An 18,811-nucleotide genomic window follows, 5' to 3' on the forward strand; every position below is an offset into this window, starting at 1 on the left:
GCTGTGTCGTCGCAGTTCATGGATGCAGCCAATACTCAACTTTGGCTTGCAAGCGCTTGTTCTTTCCAGTTTTTTGACGTTAAAAGCGGTTGGTCGGTGTATCATGCGCCGGTCAGCCCCGCCGGGGCTTATGGACTGCCTCCATGGACTTACCCAGTAGTTACTCAGTACCCCGCTTTACCAATCATGAATTGACTGATTGATCCTTCCGGCGCGCTCCGCTGCTGGGAGTGGAGTTCGCCTATGACCGAAGTAGAAGTAAAGAAAACACAAGAAAGCCTGCAGGATCGTCTGGCTCAAGTTATCGAGCTGCTGCAGCGCCAGCGCGTGGTCGAAGACCTCACGCACCGCCAGGAAGGTCCGCACCATGACCGCGTCGAAAACCTGGTTCACCGGCAAAATCTTGTCGAGTTGCAACGTAAGCTGGATGACCTGCACTCCGCCGACGTCGCTTACATCCTCGAAGCCTTGCCGTTGGATGATCGGCTGACGCTCTGGCAACTGGTCAAGGCTGATCGCGACGGCGACATTCTCCTCGAAGTATCCGATTCGGTTCGCGAAACCCTGATTGCCGACATGGACGATCATGAGCTCCTGGCTGCGGCCAAGGAGATGGACGCGGACGAACTGGCCGACCTGGCGCCTGAATTGCCGCGTGATGTTGTTCATGAGCTGATGGAGGCGTTGGACACTCAGCAGCGTGAGCGTGTGCGTTCGGCACTGTCTTATGATGAAGACCAGGTCGGCGCGCTGATGGACTTCGAGATGGTCACCATCCGCGAGGATGTCAGCCTGGAAGTGGTGTTGCGCTACCTGCGTCGTCTCAAAGAGCTGCCTGGCCACACCGACAAGCTGTTTGTGGTCGACTACGAAGGCATCCTCAAGGGCGTATTGCCCATCAAGCGCCTGCTGGTAAATGATCCGGAGAAGAGGGTTGCTGACCTGATGGCCAGCGATACCGTGAGCTTTCATCCGGATGAAGATGCCTACGACGCGGCCCAGGCTTTTGAGCGTTACGACTTGATCTCGGCTCCGGTGGTCGACAAGAACGGCAAGCTGATCGGCCGTCTGACAATCGATGAAATCGTCGACTTGATTCGCGAAGAGAGTGAAACCGAAGTCCTCAACATGGCAGGTTTGCGTGAAGAGGAAGACATTTTTGCGTCAGTCTGGCGTTCGTTGCATAACCGCTGGGCGTGGCTGGCCGTCAATTTGATTACCGCGTTTATCGCGTCCCGCGTGATCGGTCTGTTTGAAGGCTCCATCGAAAAGTTGGTGGCCTTGGCAGCTTTGATGCCGATAGTGGCTGGCATCGGCGGCAATTCCGGTAACCAGACTATCACCATGATCGTACGTGCCATGGCCTTGGATCAGGTCAGTACCGCAAACTCTTCGCGTCTGTTGCGCAAGGAATTGGCGGTGGGCCTTATCAATGGCCTGGTATGGGGCGGAGTGATAGGGGTGGTGGCTTACTTGCTATATGGCAGTTGGTCGTTGGGCGTGGTGATGACCGCTGCCATGACTCTCAATTTATTGTTGGCTGCCTTGATGGGGGTTCTGATTCCCATGACCTTGGCGCGTTTGGGGCGCGATCCTGCGATGGGGGCCAGCGTGATGATTACGGCCATGACCGACAGTGGGGGCTTTTTCATCTTCCTGGGCTTGGCCACCATCTTCCTGCTCTGACCTTCCCTGCGAGGGCAATTCTGCCCTCGCTTCCCTTGCTCAAATCCCACACAAAAAAAAGCCAGCATATAGCTGGCTTCGGCTTTCAAGTGTAAATCAATTAGCTTCTGCGGCCGCCTCTACGTCGTGCGCGATCAGCGAAACGAGAGCATTTTGCTGGCGGTGGGAAAGCTGACGAAAACGCTGCAGCAGTTCGCGTTCGTGCAGTGACAGCTCCGGACTGTCCAGGCGCATGCTTAGCTCTTCACCCAAAGCACCTTCCTGAATAAGGCTCTGTTCCAGGCGAGCGATGATTTCCGAGTTCATGCTGCGATGATGATTGCGGGCCACATCGGCAATGCGTTCCCGCATTCCGTCTGGCAGACGTACGACGAACTTGTCAGCCGTACGGCTGGAATAAATTGCCTGTTTCAATGGGCGCATATATTTAACCGGTTAGTTCAGGGGAGCGGTTTCTGGAATTGGCCGCAAGGATGTGTGTTAAGACAAGGCTCACGACCAAAGTTCAACCCGAATTGCAAAGAGGCCGCATCATGCCTCAGATTTGACATTTCCTTGGCGTCAATTCTGTGACAAATATTGAACCGCCTACAGGCTTTATGCCAGCACTGATTTGCATTTTTGCGGACTGGTTGGAAAAGTTTTTGCTCGGATCGGACATTCCTGATCTTCACGCAAACCTGTCCTGCATCGGGTTGAAGAGTTTGTGCCGGAAGCAATATGGCCTTTTGCCCTCATCTATAAGGGTAGTGGCAGTATGCTCTTTTACTAGCGCGGGGCGACGTAAGGTAGGGCAGGGTTTGAGGCGGGGAGGGCTAGCGCAGCACGGGGTCGAATTTGATACGACGACCAATGGCGAGCGACACGATCAGCAGGCAGCCGAACACAGCGCTGGCGATAAATGCGAGGGTCGCGCTTTCCCGCATATCGTTACTCAAACCCAGTAGAGCGGTGAGAAGCGTCAGGCAAAGAAATAACCATGCGGATTTGGACATGAGTAGCGCTCTCAAAATACCCAGTGTTCGGATGCTGGGGCTTCTTGGGTGCCTTGGGCCAAGCGAATGGGCGATTGGGCATTGGCAGTCATGACCGCCAACTGTGGACGTTGCTGCAGATGGTGGGGGACGGGTTGATTGATCTGAGCAGTGTCTTGGAAATCGGCAGGCTGGAAGTGAAAGGTTGCCAGCGCGGCCAGTGCCAATGCGTTGAGGCCGAGCAAAAGGGCGCTGTTCATGATTTCTTCTCCGTATGCCTGTATCAAATCGGGTTAGTAGAAGAACTATTGCAGCTCTCGTGCCAACCTATTAGTTCAATATAAACAATGGCTTGCGGGTCAGTCGAGGTTGTGGTGCATTGCAATTTGCAATGATGGCAATTTGCTGGGATGCAATCTGCACGATGGGGCGGGGCGAGCGAATGTAGTGCGGCACCACGTATATGCTTGCAGGATTGGCCTACGATCAAAAAGCCAACGGATGACATGACAAACTTTACCGTGGCCGTTAACATGCACGCCGTCCGTCGCTGAGCCTTTGGCCCGACGATCGCGACATGTCCCAGTAGCTCAATTGGATAGAGCATCCCCCTCCTAAGGGGAAGGTTGGCCGTTCGAACCGGCCCTGGGACACCATATAAATCAGGCCTTTCAAGTCATGCCTCTCACAGAGTTATTTCTTCGTGACAGCAGGGTGACAGCAGGAGGTAAAAAGAAAGCCCCATTCAGGAGCACCTGGCGGGGCTTTTTCGTATTCACGGCGTATGGAAGATGCTGATGGAAAACCTGCTGGAGATGGTGTGGTCCGCGTTAAAGTCTGCCGTAACTCCGACCGTCCTTGTGCTTGCAATAGGCTTGCTTTGCAGGACATGGATTGCCGAAAAGTTAAAGGCAAGCGTTAAGCACGAGTACGATGATCGACTAGAGCAGCTCAAAGCTGAACTACGGGCTCAAGGCGATTCAAACCTCGCTATCTTGAAATCGGAAATTGATCGGCAAGCCGACAAGCTACGCATAGCGTCATCATCTTTTACAGAGGTCCAAAAGGCCACGATCCCGAAGAGAATTGAGGCGATCGAAGTGCTCTGGCTCGCGGTGCTGGAAGCGCGCGAGTTGTTCCCCGCGGGAATCAAGTTGTCTGATGTACTGGTGCGATCCGAGCTCTTAAAAATCTACCAAGGCCCATTAGGCGATGGATTGCGCAAGGTCGAACACGATTTGATGGTCAGGTTTTTTGGAAAAGTGGAAAACCACCGTCCATTCCTTGGTGAGGTCATCTGGGCTCTTTTCGCCACCTATCATGGAATGCTCGGAAGAGTTGTTTATCTCTTTCGGGAGGGTAGGGCCGAGCCCAACCGGCTCATCTGGTATGAGGATGAAAATATTTACTCCCTGATCCATGCGGCGCTAGGGCCAGTGGTGCTGGATGAATTCAAGCGCCAGCCCCACTCCCGATTGCGCTGGCTTAACCTCCAATTCGATAAGCAGTTGTTCCAAGCATTCGATCAATTGCTCAGCGGGCAAGATTTTGGGTCGGCAGCGCTTCGTCATGCTGAAGCAACCCTAGTTGCCGTCTCTAAGGCAGAGTCGCGTCCCTAATCCTGAGTACTGTGGTGGTCGAGCAGTTGGCGTGCCGGGCCGTCGCGCGAATGCCCAGGCCGGCGCCGAGCAACTCGGTCACGCGTTTGTGCAGATCGGCGTCCACCGGGCGCCCCTGGTACTTGCCGGCGGCCTTGGCTTTCTCGATGCCCTGGGCCTGCCGGTCGCGGCGCTGTTCGTAATCCTTGCGCGCGATCGCCGCCATCATTTCCACCAGCATTGAGTTGATTGCCCCAAGCATCCGTCCGGTGAACTCGTCGCCCTTCGTGTCCTGCATTCCCTGGTGACTGGTCGGCAGGTCGAGCGCGACGATGCGCAGCCCCTTGGAGTCGATCGCGGCCTTGAGCTTTTGCCAATCCTCCGCCGGAAGGCGGGATAGCCGGTCGATGGATTCCACCAGCAGCACGTCACCCTTACGTGCATCTTTCAGCAGGCGCAGCAGCTCCGGCCGGTCGGCGGTGGCGCCGCTGGCGTTCTCTAGGTACACGCTGGCGATGACCTTGTTATGGTCGCTGGCGAACTGCTCGAGCGAGGCGCGGGCGCGGCCTGCGTCTTGCTCTTCGGTGGAGGCTCGGAGGTATGCGCGAATGAACATCATGGGTGCCTGTATCAGTTAGGGCGTTCTACTAATACTGTTGCACTTTGGGTGTTACTTATCAAGCGAAAATCCCGAGAAAGGCAAAATAAGCCTGTATCTGGATAGGCATACCCTCAAGCTGTACCGGATTCGAGCGCTTCGATCCATGCCTCGAACTCCTCTCTTGGTTCTACCCCCAGTTTTAGCAAAGCTCAGGTCTTGAGCTAACATCAGAACCACTCAGTTGCAGCTGGCTGATTATCGTATTTCACTTAAAAGGATATGTGATGAAAGGGAATATAAGCCTGTCTGACTTCATAAAAGAGGTGAAGGCCGAGCTGATTGAATCAATCGATAACGACACCCCATTTTTTGAGATGGGAGAGGTCCAGCTGGAGGTTTCTTTTAGTTTGGATGCAAGCGCTAAGGCTGGGGCAAAGCTCTTAGTTCTTGATATTGGCGGGTCAACAAAGGCCACTCAGACTCACAAGGTGACGATAAAATTGCATCCCTTTGTGTACGCTGATGCGGACGAGGAAATGCATCCCATAACGATACCTGACAAGGTGACGCCAACGGCACTTAAAGGCAGATCAACAAATACCTTCACTGTTTCATTACCTCGAGGGACGGTCGTCAAAGAAGCGCCGAAATTTGTCAATAAAGAGGCGCCTAGAGCGAAGAAATCTGGCCCCTCGAAAAGCTCTCCTACGGCTACAGGCAAGAAAAGTACTCACAAAGGTCCGAAATAGTGATGCTTTAGGTGAGATGACGACAGCGCTCCTGTCGCCACGCATTTTATTGGGGCATGGGCGCGGTTGCTTAAGTGGAGAGCCCCATCAAGACGGATATCTGTTAGACGTTCTGATGGTTCGTACTCGATTGCGCTTACACCTGATCCTCAGCATAAATAGCAGCGCTGATGATCGCGCCACCCCAGCGGCGGTAGCCGCAGCAAAGCGGTACCGGGTTGCCGGAGGCTGTGGTATTCCGAGCGGAGCCAAACGCATATCCCGGCGTGTTTTCTGGCGCTGAGCTCGTCTTGAGGCCGCCAGCCTGGGGGCTGAGCATTTGGATTACGCCGCCGGCGACCATACCCACGCCAGATGCAAACAGGCCGGCTGATACTGGAGGCGCCCAGAACGTGAAGAATGAAGCAGCTATAAGCAGCGCACCGACGACCGTTTGCAAAACCCCAGCGCGCTTACTGCCAACGATCACAGGCGCGATGATGATGTCGCCTTGTCCTTGGTAGGTGAGCTCGCTCTCCCCGATATTTTTCTTGCCTCGAAACACGGCAAACACGAGCCCGCGAGACTTTGCGTTAGACAGAAACCGTTCAAACCCTGGGATCTGCACTGACAGTGCTTTGATGGCCTCGGCCGTCGTGCGGACGGAGAACTGGTAGGACTTACCGAACTGCCGTAGCTGCCCGTACAGTTTGATGGTGGTGAGCGGGGCGTATTCGATTGCTGTAGCGGCCATGGGGCCTCCTATGGATTGGTGGACGGGGCTGGAAGCCCAAGGCGAATGGCGAGCACTGCGCGCGACATATGCGCCTGATCGATGGTCAACTGCTCCTGGCGCGGGTCGTAGTTCCACACCCGGTTGTAGATCGCCTCACTGGCCCGGGCGCCTCGGAATGTACCCCTCAGCAGGTCGGCCGAAACCCTGGCCTCTTCCTCGGTGAAGAAGGGGCCGTCGATTGTCACCTGTTGGCCACCGCTGACGTGCTGGACCTCCCACACCGTGTAGCCGGCGTCCGGCCCCTGGATCAGTTCGTAGGGTTTGAATTTCTGCGTTTTGCACGCCTCGGTATAGCGCTCTTGAAACGTCATGTTTTCTTACTCAAAGAATCAGCCGGCTGATCGGCGCTACCAATATTTGCGTAGCGCACGGATGGTCAGTTAGGCCGCTTCGGAATGATCAGGGGTCGCTTTTGCAGAGGTGCGAGTGGGCATTTTCGCCAGCCATTCGCGAAGTGCTTCGGAGCCCTCACAGCCCGATCGCCACTTCTCAAACCGGCCGGTGTATCCATTCGAATTGGCGACCATACCGCTCAGTGCGACACCGGCATTGGAGGCGGTGGCCAACACGTCATCGTAGATCGCTAACATCTGCTTGAGCCCTTCGATGTCTTCGGCGCGCGACGCGGCAATGCCTGCACGCGAAAGGCTGTCAGCCGCCTCTGGCGATAGCCCGGAGAGCATTGGGTTTGCCCTGAGTACAGCCTCTACAACGTCGGGATGACTGCCTGCGCGCGCCTCAGCGACTAGTCGCTGGCGCTCTTCCGGCTTGAGGCTACGCACGATGGCTCGTAGCTCCTGATCGGCCAGGAAACCAACAACGTCCGAGCTAGCGCGCGGCGTGACCGCGGCAAAGCCGCTGGCCACTGTTTGGGCCAACGTGAGCATATCTTTTGCTGCCTTCTCCATCGCCGGCATCAGGACGGGGATGATTCCATCAATCTGCTCCTTGCCCTTGCGCTCAATAGCAGCGGCGTTGAGGTCCTTGTTCCCGCGAATCGAGAGGATTTCCTCTCCGAGGTCCTTGAACGCCTCCAGCGACAAGCCCTGCAAATGGCGAACAGACTTCAACAAGCCACCGGCCTGCCAGGTGCCTTTGGTGCCATCGGGGCGCTGGATATTGAATGTTCTTGCCTCTACCTGGTGGTGTTCGTATTCGGAGTAATGGAGATTGGCCAAGCCAACTTTGAGGACGGATCGTTTGCCGATTTTCATGGGGTTACCTTTTGATTGTCTGGCCGTGGTTCGGCCGGTTTTGGTCTGAGGCTTCGCTCAGGATTTGGAGTAGGGACAAGTTCTCCCGGGCGTCACCGCCGGTTGCTGCTGCGTGCAACTCGTCCATAAGGGCGCTGATCTCTCGCACGTCACGATTGAATTGAGTGAGCCCGGATTGCTGACGCAGCTTGGCCACCTGGCTACGGATGTTCATGGCGGGCCTCGAGGATCAGCCGGTACTGTTCGGCGACGTGATTTTTGATGTCTTGCCCGTCAGCCAATGGCGGGAAGATCCAGGCGCCAGCGCTTGGGAATGGCCGCATATCCATCACACCTACTGGAGCGGGACGGCGGAGACTTTCAATTGCTCGGACGTGGAGAATGAACGCCTCTGCCAGATTGGCCGCGTCATAGCTGTTCATGGTGCACAGTGGGAAGTGCATGACCGTCTGTACGCCGAGGACGGGATAGTTGAAGGAGTGGCCCACTGTCTTGGGGTAGTCCATCTCCTCCTCAACCGCGCCAACCCTGCAGTCCACCACCGTCAACATAACGAGCACTGTTTCTTCGTCATCGGCGCCGATCTTTTCTGCAATTCGCTTGAGCTCGGCCCGCATCCACTTGATGCTCATTGCCGCATTCCCTCCATCTGTTCGCGGAGTTCTTCGACAGCCTTCTGTAGCTCGGCAACCTCGATGACTCGGGCAACAGCGCCTAGCCCTTCGATCAATGCCTTGCCCTGGTCGGGCGGTAGCTCGCCGGCGGCAACTGCGCGAAGGATTGATTTGGCTGCGCTGGGTAGGTCGGTGTCGTCGAGTTCGAAGCACACTGTCTCGGCAGTTGGCTTGATTGGCGGTACCAGGCGCTCAAGGATCAGACGGCAAGCCTGCATATCGCCCTTCTTGGCCGCTGTCAGAACCTTCTTTGTTACGGCGTCTGCACCTTCAGCGAGTCGGGCGCGCAGCTCTTGCGTCTGGCTAGAGCGGCCACCTGGATTGCCTGACTGCCCCGGCTTCCATTTGCCGGCTTTATCTCGATCAGTCATGCGGCGGGCGATTCCATGGCGATGACCGGTTTGTTTTCAGCGAGCGCTATCAGCAGGGCGGATGCTTGAACGCTTCCGTCTGCTGCGGCTTCGCGAAGACGGCCCCAGGCGGCAGCAACTTCGGAGCGAGTTGGTTTGTGCTGACGTCCTCGGGCGGGCTTAGCTGTGTTCATAGGTGCTGCCTCGAATGGGTTTTGAGTGGCTCAAAAACTCACATTAGGCATGATCTGATCATTTATCCAGTGCTTTTTAGGTGCACCTCAGGTGCTACACAGAACGGGATTGAATGGGACTGAAATACTTAGTTTTGGCAGGATTGTAGAGGGGGATTTTGTTGCATTAAGTCGGCAGAAGCCAAAATGATACAGGGCCGGGTTTTCGGCTCAGTCCGAACTCATTTTGAGGATGGAGCTGGGAGGGCTGACATCCCATTTCGGTATGTCAGGTGTGCGCGCCACGTTTTGCGAGATATGAAAACGTGGCGCGGATTTGATGCGTCCAGCTTTGGACGCATCTTCCACCAGTGGTGGTAAACCTACACTGCTACCAGGTATTCCGATTGGGCCTTGCGTGGACTGTCGAAACTGATGCTCTTTTTTGGACAAGTAGCGATCCTGAGCTAACGTCATGGCCACAGGCCAGATAGCCGGCCTGCTCACGAGCTACCGTACAAAGGAAAGCTAATGGAGCGTTATAGGAACTTAGGAGGAGACTCAAATGTGGCCGCATTTGAGATAGGGAATGGTTCTATCACTGTCGAGTTTAATGACGGTGCGCAGTACCTCTATACCAATGAAAGCGCTGGGCCGGGATCTATTGCTGAAATGCACCGGCTGGCTAAAGCTGGCCAAGGGCTGAATAGCTATATTGGGCGTGTGGTCAAGAAAGGCTACGCAAGAAAAATCCGCTAAGAGGCAGATGCGGCACGCTTTCGCGTTTTGAGGGCGTGCCCTGGTTTAAGTGGCCCAGATCACCGTTAAATGAAGGTGTTGCTGTCATCGCAACACCTGTTCCAGCCTGCTGTCAGGAGGAGCGGGAGCCAAGCAGACCAAACGGTCCGAGTCGGATCCTTTGGTCTGTCTAACTGTGGACCATACTTACTCTTCCGGCGCTTCTTCTTGATCCTCAGATGCCTGATCAGCACCTTCTCTTCGCGCACGGTCATCAACAATTTTTTGGCAAAGCATTTCTACTGCGATATCCAAATCAGCTTGTAGTTCCTGCCTTCGAACCCTCATATGCCCAACATCAGCCGTCATATCGAATTGTGACGGATTGAAGTCATCAATAAGTATAGGTAGTACCGAGTTCTCCCCGAACCGATTTTTGAACTGTTCCGATTCGAACTTAGTCCATATTTTGCGTGGGTATGTACTGCTAATCATTGGTAGGACGTAATTTGCTTCTGTCCGATAGATAGGAGCAAGATACTCTTCGACATCGTTTCCCAAAATTCGATGAGATTCGTTTTCATCATAAAATACGGTTAACTCTCGAGATGCAAGACTCTCGTATAGCGCGCGCGCGATTTCTCGATCTTCTCCGGCGAAAGAAAGAGCATAGTCGTAGCGGCCAATAAACTCCAAATTATCGTAGCCTACTTGTCGCGCGAACTTTGACCACACGAGATGTCGTATAAAATATAGAAATTTTGGGTCTTCTACAGTGAGCAGTTGGCTCACTGAGTCAAAGTGAATGATTGCGGAAATTCGAGCATTTCCAGAAATCAGCATGGATAAGTGTTCTTTCTCTATAACCTGAGAGACGCTTCCTTTCAGAGTAGGATTTGCCCGTATAGCCTCTCTGGTATCCAAGTCTCCCTCAGGTGTGGCAGATAGCCATTTCAGGAGGTGGAGGTATGGCGCTCGCCCCTCCCGCCGAAGCTTATTACCGGTAGCAAAATCTTTGGCGACCTGATAAAAGTTCGGTGTAAGCTCTTTAATTATCGACTCTCTGATCGCCGGCAAGCTAACCTCAACTACTCGTGTAGAGGTCTCCGATGCTAGAACTCCCGCCTGTAAACAGGCTTCGTGGCAAAGGACTTGCGCCATCGCGAAACTGCCTTCGGACTCTTCAGCAATTCCGTCCGCTGCGACAATAGAACAGTTTAATGCTTCTTGTCCTCTTGCTATCAGCTTTGCTATGCGCTCTATGTTGGTTCTGCCGAACCTAATTATTTCTACTCGATGGAGAAGGTCAGGCGCATAATCAATTAAGGATTGCCCAGCTCTATTGATACCTATCAATACAAGCTTACTAGTCTCGTCCTCTTCGTCTGAAAGAAGCTTGATTTTATCTGCTAGCCGTTGCTTTAGTGGCTCTTCAAGACGGTGAAAATCATCGATTATAATTAGACCGAGATTACCTCTGTCAGGTATGCCCTCTATTTCCTGCACATCTGAAGTGCGACGGGCCGTCAAAAATCTGCACTCAAGGTCGGGGATTTTTTCTACCGCTCTTCTTATGGAGGACGTTTTCCCTATACCAGAGGGGCCTTCGATGATCATGCCTCGTCCGGCCGTTCGCAGCGCGACCAAAACTCTGTTGAATTCGCTTGCCTCGACGAATGTATGAGTTGGAACTCCACTCTTTTTGAAAACGTCTTGGAGCTCGACTGTTGCGGGCGGCAGCGAATTAGTCATGATTCTCAACCCAAAAAGAGATCATCTTAGCTAACGGAATACCTTTCTGAAAGCCGAAAACATCACGATCCACTGCTCTGACCGTAATCATTCGCTTGAATCGCATTTTCGGTCTGATGACCCGGTGAGGAAATGAGACAAAGTCCTGGCGCCGAGCGATGATTCACTGTCGTAGAAGAGTATCTCAGGGTTTTTACCTGGTTATGGAGGTGCACTCAAATTTGAGTGCAGGAGTGAGATGCGGGTATTTCTGCTCGCATCTCCGCCATCCATACAATATTGGGCGCATCCACAGATTGAGCGAGTAAGTCATGCAACGCTTGGTGATCTATGCTGTGCTCTGCCTGCTAGGTAGGGCGTAGGGCCTGTAACCTCAGCTCAACCTCTTGCATCACGTCCTGGCTCATCCTCAGCCACACGGAAACGCCAATACCGATCAGGCTTGACCCATACCACGTTATCCGGTGTCAGCTTGCGAAAGGCGGCCAGCACCTCCTTACCGACCACTAGATTCCCGTCTGTATTTTCGGTTAGTAGGCTCTCTTGCTTGGCTTTCACCAGATGGTCCACTACATCCTCTTGATAGATGCAGTCTTCCCGTTGGATCTGAGCGAGCATCCAATTTGCAACAGTTTCCGCGTCCATCAACTTTTCTCAGGCGCAAGGTCAACACGTACCAAGCTTTCAGTTCGAAATTCGCCCTGATCCAGTTTCTTGCCGGCAAACCATTGACACGTATAGAGGTTGTTGGAAAGGCGATAAGCTCTCACCGTCATATCGGGACCTCCGGATTTCAACTTTACAATTTCACCAACCTTGAATTCGATACCAGTGCTCATTCCTTTGCCTTCTCGTATGTCGGGGAAATTTCCCACGCCTCACAGTATCGAGATGGCAAAAGGCTTTCAAGCTCGGAGGGACTGACATTGCGATCGCGCTTCGTTTTGTGGGTAGTTGTTGAGATAGACCAAACCGTCTCAGTGAGACCAAAACGTCACACTGCGCGATAATTCACTGCCTTTTGGCGAATATGCGGATTTTTCACCTGGAAGTGCTGCGCGGAGATAAGCTCAAAGCTGAGCACATCTATCGGAGCCCCTATGTCAGTCATCGATTGCGATTACCTGCCCGACCCATCCAACACCACATTCCCGCCCGAACTGGCGCTGCTGATCGTGCGCAAGGCTGCATCCATGGCCGAGGCGTTCGAACAGCAGGCCCTGGACCAACTGACCAAAGACGCCATCTCAGCAATATCCGCCGGCGCCGATCCGCGCCAGGTGATCAGGCAGCTGAGATTATAACGCCCATGCCGTCCGAGAGCTCATTGCAGGGCCATAGCCAAGAATCTCTCAACGTCGTCAATCATCCCCTTCACCTCTGCAGCCGTAAATTCTTCCGGCTTGCCATGAGCCGCGCTGTTGCGAGTTCCTGCCAAGGCCGTGATTCGTTTTTTCTGAGTGGCGTTATAAGCGTTCGCTCTAGCCAGATCGTCATTCATTTTGTTGAGGCTGCCGTGCTCTATCCCGTGCGCTGTACATAGATCGCGCAGGGTCGTCTCAAGCACAACTCCTGCAATGACCGCTGCAGCTGTTGCATACCCAGATTTGAGCAGCTCCTCGGCTTGCTCCAGTTCGCTGGTGAACACTTCTGCCTGCACCAGGTTGCGAACGCTGTTGAGGTAGCCACCTTCATAATCTTCTTTGGCTGCCAGAAAGACGGCCTTAACGCGCTGAAGCGTTTCGAAATTGTTTGAGTAGGGGCGCGGCTTCTCTGCTTCGACGAAAGCGGACAAATGATACGATTTTTCGCCACACGCATTCGATAAAAGCGACTTCGCTTTGACAGTCCAGTTGAGAATTAGATCGGCGTTAATGTGCGGGTATGGGGATCCGCTCAGAGCGCCTTGCTCCATCCGCTTGGTCGCCTCGATAGCTTCGAGTTGCACCTCAAGTTCGCCGAACCGTTTTTCCAAAAGCCTCGTCATGTTCAATTCCCTTTCCGTCTTGGCGATTTTTCTGCATCGATACTCGCTTGCCTTCCTGTGTATTAGCAATAGCGCTGAACTTCCTAGCTGGTGTTGATTGTGGGAGCGGAACCCTTTTACGACTCCCTCGCAAAACTACCGGGATTTCAGTAGAGGCCACGCGAACCCGTGTTATCTCGGCCGTGCAGATAACCCAGATTTGGGGGATGCAATTATTTTGCACACCCTATTGCGTTACCGGTAATGCCGTGACAGTATGATTTCACGTTACCGGTAATGAGGAATTCAGATGGCAGACAAACCCGAAAGCCCGAACACGTTGCGCCAGCGAGCATTCAAGGAGCGTCAGAAAGCAGGGGGCTACAAGAACACCACGGTGTGGATTCACACAGAGACGGAGCAGGAAGGTAAGCAGGCGGCACGCGATGGGAAGCCACTCAAGCCGATGGGGTCGAAAGACCCCTTGAGCTGGGCGGCAGGCTGGATCAGCGAGAAGGGTAAGCGCTAATCGGCTGAAACCTTAGCCGATCGAATCGATAGTCCAGGTTTGGGCCATCTCAGAAGAGGTGCCAAGCCGCTGCGCTAACAGCGGCCTGGCGATCACACGACGAAACTTGAAGGTACACGTCATGCAACTATACCAAAATACCAGTAACCCACTGAAACGCCAAGACAATCACGCCGCCGGGGTCCAGCGCAGCATTCAAGAGGTCGCCCATGACGCGCTTGAGGACCTTGAAAGCGCCCAGATAGCCCTACGCAAAGTTGAGGCGGTTCTCTACGCTGCGTTGGCAGACAAGGGCACCAGTCAGCACGTCCGCAACTTGGTAGACGTCGCATGGAACTTGGCTGCTGACGGCGCCAACACCGCCGACTGTAACCGCGAGCAAATCGCCGCCGCGCTGTCCGGGTGTGCTGCGCTGGGCGCCGGGGGTGATCAATGAGCCGCTCCCACAAGGCAATCGCCGAGACTGCCGTCCAGGATCTGTACGAAGTGACCAGCGCCTTCGATAACGTGAGCGCAATATTCACGCTGATGCTTGAGACCTTCCCCGAAGACAGTACGCCTCACGCGCTCGCGCAACTGGGCACCCTCGCCCTAAAGGACTGGTATTCCAAGGTTTATCAGTGGTGCGAGTGCATGGAAAACGAACTGGATGATGCGAACGCGGAGGCGCAAAAGGCGCCGCCGTTGTCCCACTACCTGCTGGATCAGCGCAGTAACGAAGTGGTCGAGGCGATTTCTGCCGAACGCACACACGCTACCCGGTGGTGGACGCACTTGAACGAGATGCGGCGCCGCAAGGAGCTGCCAGAGTGGGTAGCGGCGGGCATCGGCACGCATGATGAACACGATCTGATGCTGGAGAGCCGGAAGGCTGTCAATCGGTCCATTTTCGGTTCGGATGACCTGGGCGGCGATCAACCCTACAGGGCAATTCCACTGGACCAAGCCTGAAACAACGAAACTTTCGTGGTATCAAGGGCACTACCCCGTCACAGGGTGGTGCCCTTTTTCATTTGTTGGCGGTGGGTGCCTTCTCAGCGAGGTAGATAAGGTCCTTCCTCACTTCCTCGGCACACGGTCTGCACATTCCGATCTTTGTCCAAGGCAACCAGTCGATAACAAGGAAAGTGAAGCCTCCGATACGCTTACATTTCCCTGCATACCCATGGGTGCATCGGGCCTGTTGGTACGTCTGTGGTCCCATCTTATTAACCCCTGGTGGTGGTAATTTAATAAGGGTGGGATATTTTCCTTCCAGCTACACCGCTGGAGGCCCCGGTTTTATTGAAAGGTAGTAGGAAAAAATCCCAGTACCCCGGCACTCAAGAAAACTAACGGGACGCAACGGGATAGCTAAAGGTCGATGACTGGGAAAAATTCCCACTACTCGACGGAAAAATTCCCACCGAAAAACTCGAATTACACGAACTTGAAGCGTGGCGGGCCAGGCCCTATTTCCAGATCCTTTCCAGGGCAGTCGTCTATCGCTGCCCAGGTGATCGCGTACAGCGCGCAACGAGCCATTCCCTGCTCCCTGCCTCCTTTGCGGTTCTCCCTGGTGCGAATGATCAGCCCGGCGTCCATCAGCTCGGCCAGGGCAGAGGAAAGCGTCTTTGCGTCCATGGACTTACCCTTGGCCATCATTGAGGCTGTGCACGATAGGTCGCCGTTGTTGCGGCCGTTGTAGTTCCTGGCCAGCTTGATCAGCACGGTCACGGCTTTTGTCGACAGATTGTCGAAGGCGTCACTGATCAGCAGTCGATAGGGCAAGGCCAGTACTCGACCACCGCCGAAGTCGACCTTGTATTTAGTCTTTCTGGCCATTCGGCAACTCGCAGGCAGGCACACACCGACGCCCTCGGGAATGAGGGCGTCTACGCGGCTCGTTTACTGGCTTTCCTTGGTAAGGACGTACAGACCGACCCGGTGCGGTCGCCTGCCTGGTGCGGCGGTCTGGTAGCACCACTCCGTCATGATCGCCCACCCTTTGCGCCTCAGGTGTCGGATCGTGGAGGGCGGGTGAACGATATCCAGGGAACGTGCGGCGTCGATGGAGGACACCGGCCCGGCCTTTAGGGCCTGAATCATCCTGAGGGCTTGCGCCTCTGTTGAGTGGCTGTCCGGGTCTGGCTGGGCGGGCTCGATTGGTTCTACGCGCATTTGGCGGCCCTCCACAACGCAGCGGCCTTGGGCGGCGGCGTGAAGTCATCAGGCAATTGCATGAGGCTGCGCGCGAGGACACGGTACCGCTTGCCCTCGACCACCATCAGCCAGTGGTCGCCGTCGGCGTGTAGTAGGAGACCGGACCGCCCAATCAGGTTGGCGCGCTCCGGGGTCAGGATCAGCGCGCGACGGCCGCTGACCAGGTTGTGTGCCTCGCTGGCGCTATTGGCGGCGCTGGCAGTAGAATTGATCAGTCTCATCTGTGGCTTCCCAAAGCATTCCGATGTGATACGTCGGGCCGGTGTTGGTAGCACCGGTTCGACAACCCCCTCTAAGGCCATCCCAGGCCGAGCCTTCACCGAGCACCAGCCTTCGCGGCGCGCTCAACAAAAGCCTTCAGCTCCGACACCAGAATCAGACGACGACGACCGATCTTGAAAGCCTTCAGGTCGCCGGCGGCGATGGCCTTATAGATGCCGGTCCGAGTGCAATCCGTAATCCGTGCCGCCTCATCAACCCCGAGGGAGATTTGAGACGGGTCAACCTGTAGCGCTGCATTCATTTTGTTTCCCCTTGATCGTTCCGTTGGTCTGTATGATACTGAATGGAACGTAAGCATCCTATTTGTAAGTAACACGATCTGAAAGCAAAAAGTTTGTAGACGATTCGAGGCCCGTCAATGTCAAATCGGTCAAAAAAAGTTGTGCTGTCTGCCAGGGTTGCGCCTCACCTAAAAGATGGCCTGGAACTGTATGCACGGGTCAAAAATATAAAAATTGTCGAGGCGGTAGAGGAGCTGATTGAGCGGGCGCTCGAGGAGGTGAATATCCCGTCTCCGCTTCGAAGCCTCTCTGGTGATCGAAGCAAAGTCCCTGTTTCGACAATCATTAGCTGGCTGTGGGATCCAGACCCAATAATTTTCAAGCTGAGGCTCGCGAATGTGAGCCCTGAACTGGTAGATAAAGAGACCTACCTCGTGTATGTCGAGACAACCAGCAACAGATTCAAAGGGGACGTGGATATTTTCGAGGATGTCCGCAGGCGTGCCCCTTATCAGGACGTCTACCACAAGGCATCACTCAATCTTGAGAGAGTTCGTGAGGAGTGGGATGACCTGGTCGCTTATGCGAAGTTCATCGAGGCGAACAAGCCGATTGTGGTCGATTACGAAGTTTGGCTTCGCATGATCAGGCCTGAGGCCTAGAGAAGGTCGACTGCTGCGGCCTTGGTGCCCGGCGCCAAGTGCGCGTAACGCAGCGTCATTTTGATATCGGCGTGTCCCAACAGGTCCCGCACCGTGTTCAGGGGCACTCCAGCCATTACCAGGCGTGACGCAAAGTCGTGCCGCATATCGTGCCAGCGGAAAGCCTCGATATTCGCCCGCGCCAGAAGCTTGAGCCAGGCGCTTTTCACATCTTCAAAGCGGCCGCCGTCCTGCCCGGGGAACACATACTGGGAATCTCCACTCTGTTTTTTCCAGTCGTCCAGCACTCCGAACGTCTCTTTGTTCATCGGGATGTGCCGCGTGTCGGCTGTTTTGGTGGTGTCGCCGGCGACGGTCACCGTCCTGGTTTCGAAGTTCACGGCCGGCCATTTCAGATCAAACAACTCGCCGCGCCTCATGCCCGTATTCAGGGACACCAGCACCATTGGCTTCAAATGATCCGTGTACGGAATCTGCAGCAGGCTTGCCAACTGCTTTTTCCCTCGATCTGCGCGCCACTTGTTCGCCGTCTCGCGCTCGGTGCGCGCCTCATCCTGGCGGGCGTCCAGCGCCTCCCGCAGGCGCTTAGCCTCTTCTGTGCTTAGGTACCGGATAATCCCGTTGGAGTCGACCTTGAGCTGTTTCAGCTTGGCCAGGGGGTGATCCGCGATGTAGTCCCACTCTACTGCGCGACTGAATACCCCGCTAATGGAGCCCATTTTGCGGTTCACCGTTGAAGCCTTGTTGCCGGCCTGCATCCATCCGGTACGGATCTGCTCCAGATCTCGACCGGTGATGTCGCCCAGGCGCCGAGACATGATCGCTTCGAAATTGTTGTCGAGCGTGTGCAAGGTCTTTTCATGGCCTTTGTGGTGGGCCTTGAACCACGGCATATAGGTGTCGTCGATGAATTCACGCAGAGACGGTAGGGCGATGCCCTTTCGGCCCTGGGCGACTGCCAGGGGCTCGCCGTGGGCGTGCGCGTCGGCAAGATATTGGGCGGCCTCGGTTCGGGCTTGATCAAGCGTTAGGACGCCAACGCGCCCCAGGGTTGCGTTCTTGTTGCGCCCCCAGGTGACCATGTACGACTTGTGTCCGCTGGGCAGCACGCGGATGAAGAAACCCGGTTGCACGGTGTCATGCACGCGGTATGCTTTCGGCTCGGCGGCCAGGCTGCCGATCAGCTTTTGAGTGATTTTGGTTTTCAAGGGCTCGACCGTGACAGCAGGGTGACAGCAAAAAACACTATACCGTTGTGTTCCGCTGTACTCAATGGAACTCAAAGCCCTTTATTTACAGGTGCGGCCCTTTGTTTGCTGGCTCTATTTTGACCCTACTAAGGGGAAGGTTGGCCGTTCGGACCGGCCCTGGGACACCATCTTCTGCGCTTCATGTTATTGGCGTTCGCCATACACAAGACCTTCGCTCCCTTGCCTGGCCATCATCTCTCCCGAAAAGAGGGGAGGTATTCAGCTCATGGGGCCTGAAACTACCGCTTTTTGATACGTCTGGTTTGTTCTTCTATATAGAGGGACGGCGAACTGGAAGGAAATCTCCATTTTTTTGGTTTAGGCGCTTGACGCCCTTGGTGGATTCTGTAGAATTCGCCTCCCGCTTACGAGAGATCGCAAGCGCAAGTGGTTGAAGTTGTTGAAGAAATCTTCG

The 18,811-nt window shown here is 54.8% G+C and carries 28 protein-coding genes and 1 tRNA gene; 10 read left to right on the forward strand and 19 right to left on the reverse strand.

All coding sequences use genetic code 11. From position 1 onward, the window contains the following. Nucleotides 1-243 precede the first annotated feature (243 nt). Nucleotides 244-1,686, forward strand: a complete 1,443-nt coding sequence (gene mgtE, locus BFP90_RS02495) for a magnesium transporter (RefSeq protein WP_065892684.1) — start codon at nt 244-246, stop codon at nt 1,684-1,686. A 96-nt stretch (nt 1,687-1,782) separates the two neighbouring features. Here mgtE and BFP90_RS02500 read toward each other — a convergent pair whose 3' ends face one another. The 3 genes from BFP90_RS02500 to BFP90_RS02510 all read right to left on the reverse strand — a co-directional run bounded on the left by BFP90_RS02500 (nt 1,783) and on the right by BFP90_RS02510 (nt 2,920). Next, a complete protein-coding gene (locus BFP90_RS02500) occupies nt 1,783-2,109 on the reverse strand; it encodes an Arc family DNA-binding protein (RefSeq protein ID WP_065884435.1) in 327 nt (108 codons plus the stop codon). Between the two features lie 392 nt (nt 2,110-2,501). Beyond that, nucleotides 2,502-2,681 carry a PA3371 family protein gene (locus BFP90_RS02505; RefSeq protein WP_065884436.1) on the reverse strand — a complete coding sequence of 60 codons (180 nt, stop codon included), beginning with the start codon at nt 2,679-2,681 and terminating at the stop codon, nt 2,502-2,504. A gap of 11 nt (nt 2,682-2,692) precedes the next feature. Further along, nucleotides 2,693-2,920, reverse strand: coding sequence for a hypothetical protein (locus BFP90_RS02510; RefSeq protein ID WP_065895870.1), 228 nt, complete (start codon nt 2,918-2,920; stop codon nt 2,693-2,695). A 319-nt stretch (nt 2,921-3,239) separates the two neighbouring features. Between BFP90_RS02510 and BFP90_RS02515 the strand changes: the two genes are divergently transcribed. Further along, nucleotides 3,240-3,316 (forward strand) — tRNA-Arg (locus tag BFP90_RS02515). A gap of 141 nt (nt 3,317-3,457) precedes the next feature. Then, nucleotides 3,458-4,279 (forward strand): hypothetical protein, encoded by an 822-nt coding sequence (locus BFP90_RS02520; protein ID WP_065895871.1) that lies wholly within the window; start codon nt 3,458-3,460, stop codon nt 4,277-4,279. Here the strand turns inward: BFP90_RS02520 and BFP90_RS02525 are convergent. Further along, nucleotides 4,257-4,874 carry a recombinase family protein gene (locus BFP90_RS02525; protein ID WP_065895872.1) on the reverse strand — a complete coding sequence of 206 codons (618 nt, stop codon included), beginning with the start codon at nt 4,872-4,874 and terminating at the stop codon, nt 4,257-4,259. The genes BFP90_RS02520 and BFP90_RS02525 overlap by 23 nt on opposite strands. A 269-nt stretch (nt 4,875-5,143) precedes the next feature. On the opposite strand from BFP90_RS02525, the gene BFP90_RS02530 reads away from it, so the two are divergent. Next, a complete protein-coding gene (locus BFP90_RS02530) occupies nt 5,144-5,608 on the forward strand; it encodes a trypco2 family protein (protein ID WP_065895873.1) in 465 nt (154 codons plus the stop codon). Nucleotides 5,609-5,744: 136 nt separating this feature from the next. Here the strand turns inward: BFP90_RS02530 and BFP90_RS02535 are convergent, their stop codons facing one another. The 6 genes from BFP90_RS02535 to BFP90_RS02560 all read right to left on the reverse strand — a co-directional run bounded on the left by BFP90_RS02535 (nt 5,745) and on the right by BFP90_RS02560 (nt 8,642). Beyond that, nucleotides 5,745-6,341, reverse strand: coding sequence for a tail assembly protein (locus BFP90_RS02535; protein ID WP_065895874.1), 597 nt, complete (start codon nt 6,339-6,341; stop codon nt 5,745-5,747). Nucleotides 6,342-6,349: 8 nt separating this feature from the next. Continuing rightward, the gene (locus BFP90_RS02540; RefSeq protein WP_065895875.1) at nt 6,350-6,694 is read right to left on the reverse strand and encodes a hypothetical protein; all 345 of its coding nucleotides are present in this window, start codon (nt 6,692-6,694) and stop codon (nt 6,350-6,352) included. Nucleotides 6,695-6,763: 69 nt separating this feature from the next. Beyond that, nucleotides 6,764-7,597: a hypothetical protein gene (locus BFP90_RS02545; RefSeq protein WP_065895876.1), complete on the reverse strand. Its 834-nt coding sequence runs from the start codon at nt 7,595-7,597 to the stop codon at nt 6,764-6,766. A gap of 4 nt (nt 7,598-7,601) precedes the next feature. Then, nucleotides 7,602-7,811, reverse strand: a complete 210-nt coding sequence (locus tag BFP90_RS02550) for a hypothetical protein (protein ID WP_141688907.1) — start codon at nt 7,809-7,811, stop codon at nt 7,602-7,604. Next, nucleotides 7,798-8,229, reverse strand: a complete 432-nt coding sequence (locus tag BFP90_RS02555) for a hypothetical protein (RefSeq protein ID WP_058410856.1) — start codon at nt 8,227-8,229, stop codon at nt 7,798-7,800. The genes BFP90_RS02550 and BFP90_RS02555 overlap by 14 nt, the downstream gene beginning before the upstream one ends. After that, nucleotides 8,226-8,642, reverse strand: coding sequence for a DUF5681 domain-containing protein (locus tag BFP90_RS02560; RefSeq protein ID WP_065895877.1), 417 nt, complete (start codon nt 8,640-8,642; stop codon nt 8,226-8,228). Before BFP90_RS02560 ends, BFP90_RS02555 begins: the two co-directional genes overlap by 4 nt. A gap of 719 nt (nt 8,643-9,361) precedes the next feature. On the opposite strand from BFP90_RS02560, the gene BFP90_RS02565 reads away from it, so the two are divergent. After that, complete coding sequence (locus BFP90_RS02565; RefSeq protein WP_256097428.1) at nt 9,362-9,553, forward strand: hypothetical protein; 192 nt, start codon at nt 9,362-9,364, stop codon at nt 9,551-9,553. A gap of 186 nt (nt 9,554-9,739) precedes the next feature. Here the strand turns inward: BFP90_RS02565 and BFP90_RS02570 are convergent, their stop codons facing one another. The 3 genes from BFP90_RS02570 to BFP90_RS02580 all read right to left on the reverse strand — a co-directional run bounded on the left by BFP90_RS02570 (nt 9,740) and on the right by BFP90_RS02580 (nt 12,123). Beyond that, a complete protein-coding gene (locus tag BFP90_RS02570) occupies nt 9,740-11,284 on the reverse strand; it encodes a TIR domain-containing protein (RefSeq protein ID WP_065895879.1) in 1,545 nt (514 codons plus the stop codon). Nucleotides 11,285-11,662: 378 nt separating this feature from the next. Next, nucleotides 11,663-11,929, reverse strand: a complete 267-nt coding sequence (locus tag BFP90_RS02575; protein ID WP_065895880.1) for a DUF6953 family protein — start codon at nt 11,927-11,929, stop codon at nt 11,663-11,665. Further along, nucleotides 11,929-12,123, reverse strand: a complete 195-nt coding sequence (locus tag BFP90_RS02580; RefSeq protein ID WP_065895881.1) for a YodC family protein — start codon at nt 12,121-12,123, stop codon at nt 11,929-11,931. The genes BFP90_RS02575 and BFP90_RS02580 overlap by 1 nt, the downstream gene beginning before the upstream one ends. Nucleotides 12,124-12,384: 261 nt before the next feature. On the opposite strand from BFP90_RS02580, the gene BFP90_RS02585 reads away from it, so the two are divergent. After that, nucleotides 12,385-12,588 carry a hypothetical protein gene (locus BFP90_RS02585; RefSeq protein WP_065895882.1) on the forward strand — a complete coding sequence of 68 codons (204 nt, stop codon included), beginning with the start codon at nt 12,385-12,387 and terminating at the stop codon, nt 12,586-12,588. A gap of 20 nt (nt 12,589-12,608) precedes the next feature. On the opposite strand, the gene BFP90_RS02590 is transcribed toward BFP90_RS02585, so the two are convergent. Further along, nucleotides 12,609-13,271, reverse strand: coding sequence for a DUF4145 domain-containing protein (locus BFP90_RS02590; RefSeq protein WP_043050367.1), 663 nt, complete (start codon nt 13,269-13,271; stop codon nt 12,609-12,611). A 289-nt stretch (nt 13,272-13,560) separates the two neighbouring features. Between BFP90_RS02590 and BFP90_RS02595 the strand changes: the two genes are divergently transcribed. The 3 genes from BFP90_RS02595 to BFP90_RS02605 all read left to right on the forward strand — a co-directional run bounded on the left by BFP90_RS02595 (nt 13,561) and on the right by BFP90_RS02605 (nt 14,730). Next, complete coding sequence (locus BFP90_RS02595) at nt 13,561-13,779, forward strand: hypothetical protein (RefSeq protein ID WP_065895883.1); 219 nt, start codon at nt 13,561-13,563, stop codon at nt 13,777-13,779. Nucleotides 13,780-13,900: 121 nt separating this feature from the next. Beyond that, the gene (locus BFP90_RS02600; RefSeq protein WP_065895884.1) at nt 13,901-14,215 is read left to right on the forward strand and encodes a hypothetical protein; all 315 of its coding nucleotides are present in this window, start codon (nt 13,901-13,903) and stop codon (nt 14,213-14,215) included. Continuing rightward, nucleotides 14,212-14,730 carry a hypothetical protein gene (locus BFP90_RS02605; RefSeq protein ID WP_065895885.1) on the forward strand — a complete coding sequence of 173 codons (519 nt, stop codon included), beginning with the start codon at nt 14,212-14,214 and terminating at the stop codon, nt 14,728-14,730. The genes BFP90_RS02600 and BFP90_RS02605 overlap by 4 nt, the downstream gene beginning before the upstream one ends. A 468-nt stretch (nt 14,731-15,198) precedes the next feature. Here the strand turns inward: BFP90_RS02605 and BFP90_RS02610 are convergent, their stop codons facing one another. The 4 genes from BFP90_RS02610 to BFP90_RS02625 form a co-directional block, all read right to left on the reverse strand. Continuing rightward, nucleotides 15,199-15,603: a hypothetical protein gene (locus BFP90_RS02610; RefSeq protein ID WP_065895886.1), complete on the reverse strand. Its 405-nt coding sequence runs from the start codon at nt 15,601-15,603 to the stop codon at nt 15,199-15,201. Between the two features lie 63 nt (nt 15,604-15,666). Then, a complete protein-coding gene (locus BFP90_RS02615) occupies nt 15,667-15,939 on the reverse strand; it encodes a helix-turn-helix domain-containing protein (RefSeq protein WP_083203141.1) in 273 nt (90 codons plus the stop codon). Continuing rightward, nucleotides 15,930-16,202 (reverse strand): hypothetical protein, encoded by a 273-nt coding sequence (locus tag BFP90_RS02620; protein WP_065895887.1) that lies wholly within the window; start codon nt 16,200-16,202, stop codon nt 15,930-15,932. The genes BFP90_RS02615 and BFP90_RS02620 overlap by 10 nt, the downstream gene beginning before the upstream one ends. A gap of 95 nt (nt 16,203-16,297) precedes the next feature. Continuing rightward, entirely contained in the window at nt 16,298-16,504 is a 207-nt protein-coding gene (locus BFP90_RS02625; RefSeq protein ID WP_065895888.1) for a helix-turn-helix domain-containing protein, read from the reverse strand. Nucleotides 16,505-16,621: 117 nt separating this feature from the next. Here BFP90_RS02625 and BFP90_RS02630 point away from each other — a divergent pair, with 117 nt between their 5' ends. Next, nucleotides 16,622-17,146 carry a hypothetical protein gene (locus BFP90_RS02630; RefSeq protein WP_065895889.1) on the forward strand — a complete coding sequence of 175 codons (525 nt, stop codon included), beginning with the start codon at nt 16,622-16,624 and terminating at the stop codon, nt 17,144-17,146. Here BFP90_RS02630 and BFP90_RS02635 read toward each other — a convergent pair. Beyond that, nucleotides 17,143-18,354, reverse strand: coding sequence for a site-specific integrase (locus tag BFP90_RS02635; protein ID WP_065895890.1), 1,212 nt, complete (start codon nt 18,352-18,354; stop codon nt 17,143-17,145). The genes BFP90_RS02630 and BFP90_RS02635 overlap by 4 nt on opposite strands. Between the last annotated feature and the right edge of the window lie 457 nt (nt 18,355-18,811).

It is taken from the genome of Pseudomonas sp. 24 E 13, from assembly GCF_900004715.1.
Classification (GTDB): Bacteria; Pseudomonadota; Gammaproteobacteria; order Pseudomonadales; family Pseudomonadaceae; genus Aquipseudomonas; species Aquipseudomonas orientalis_A.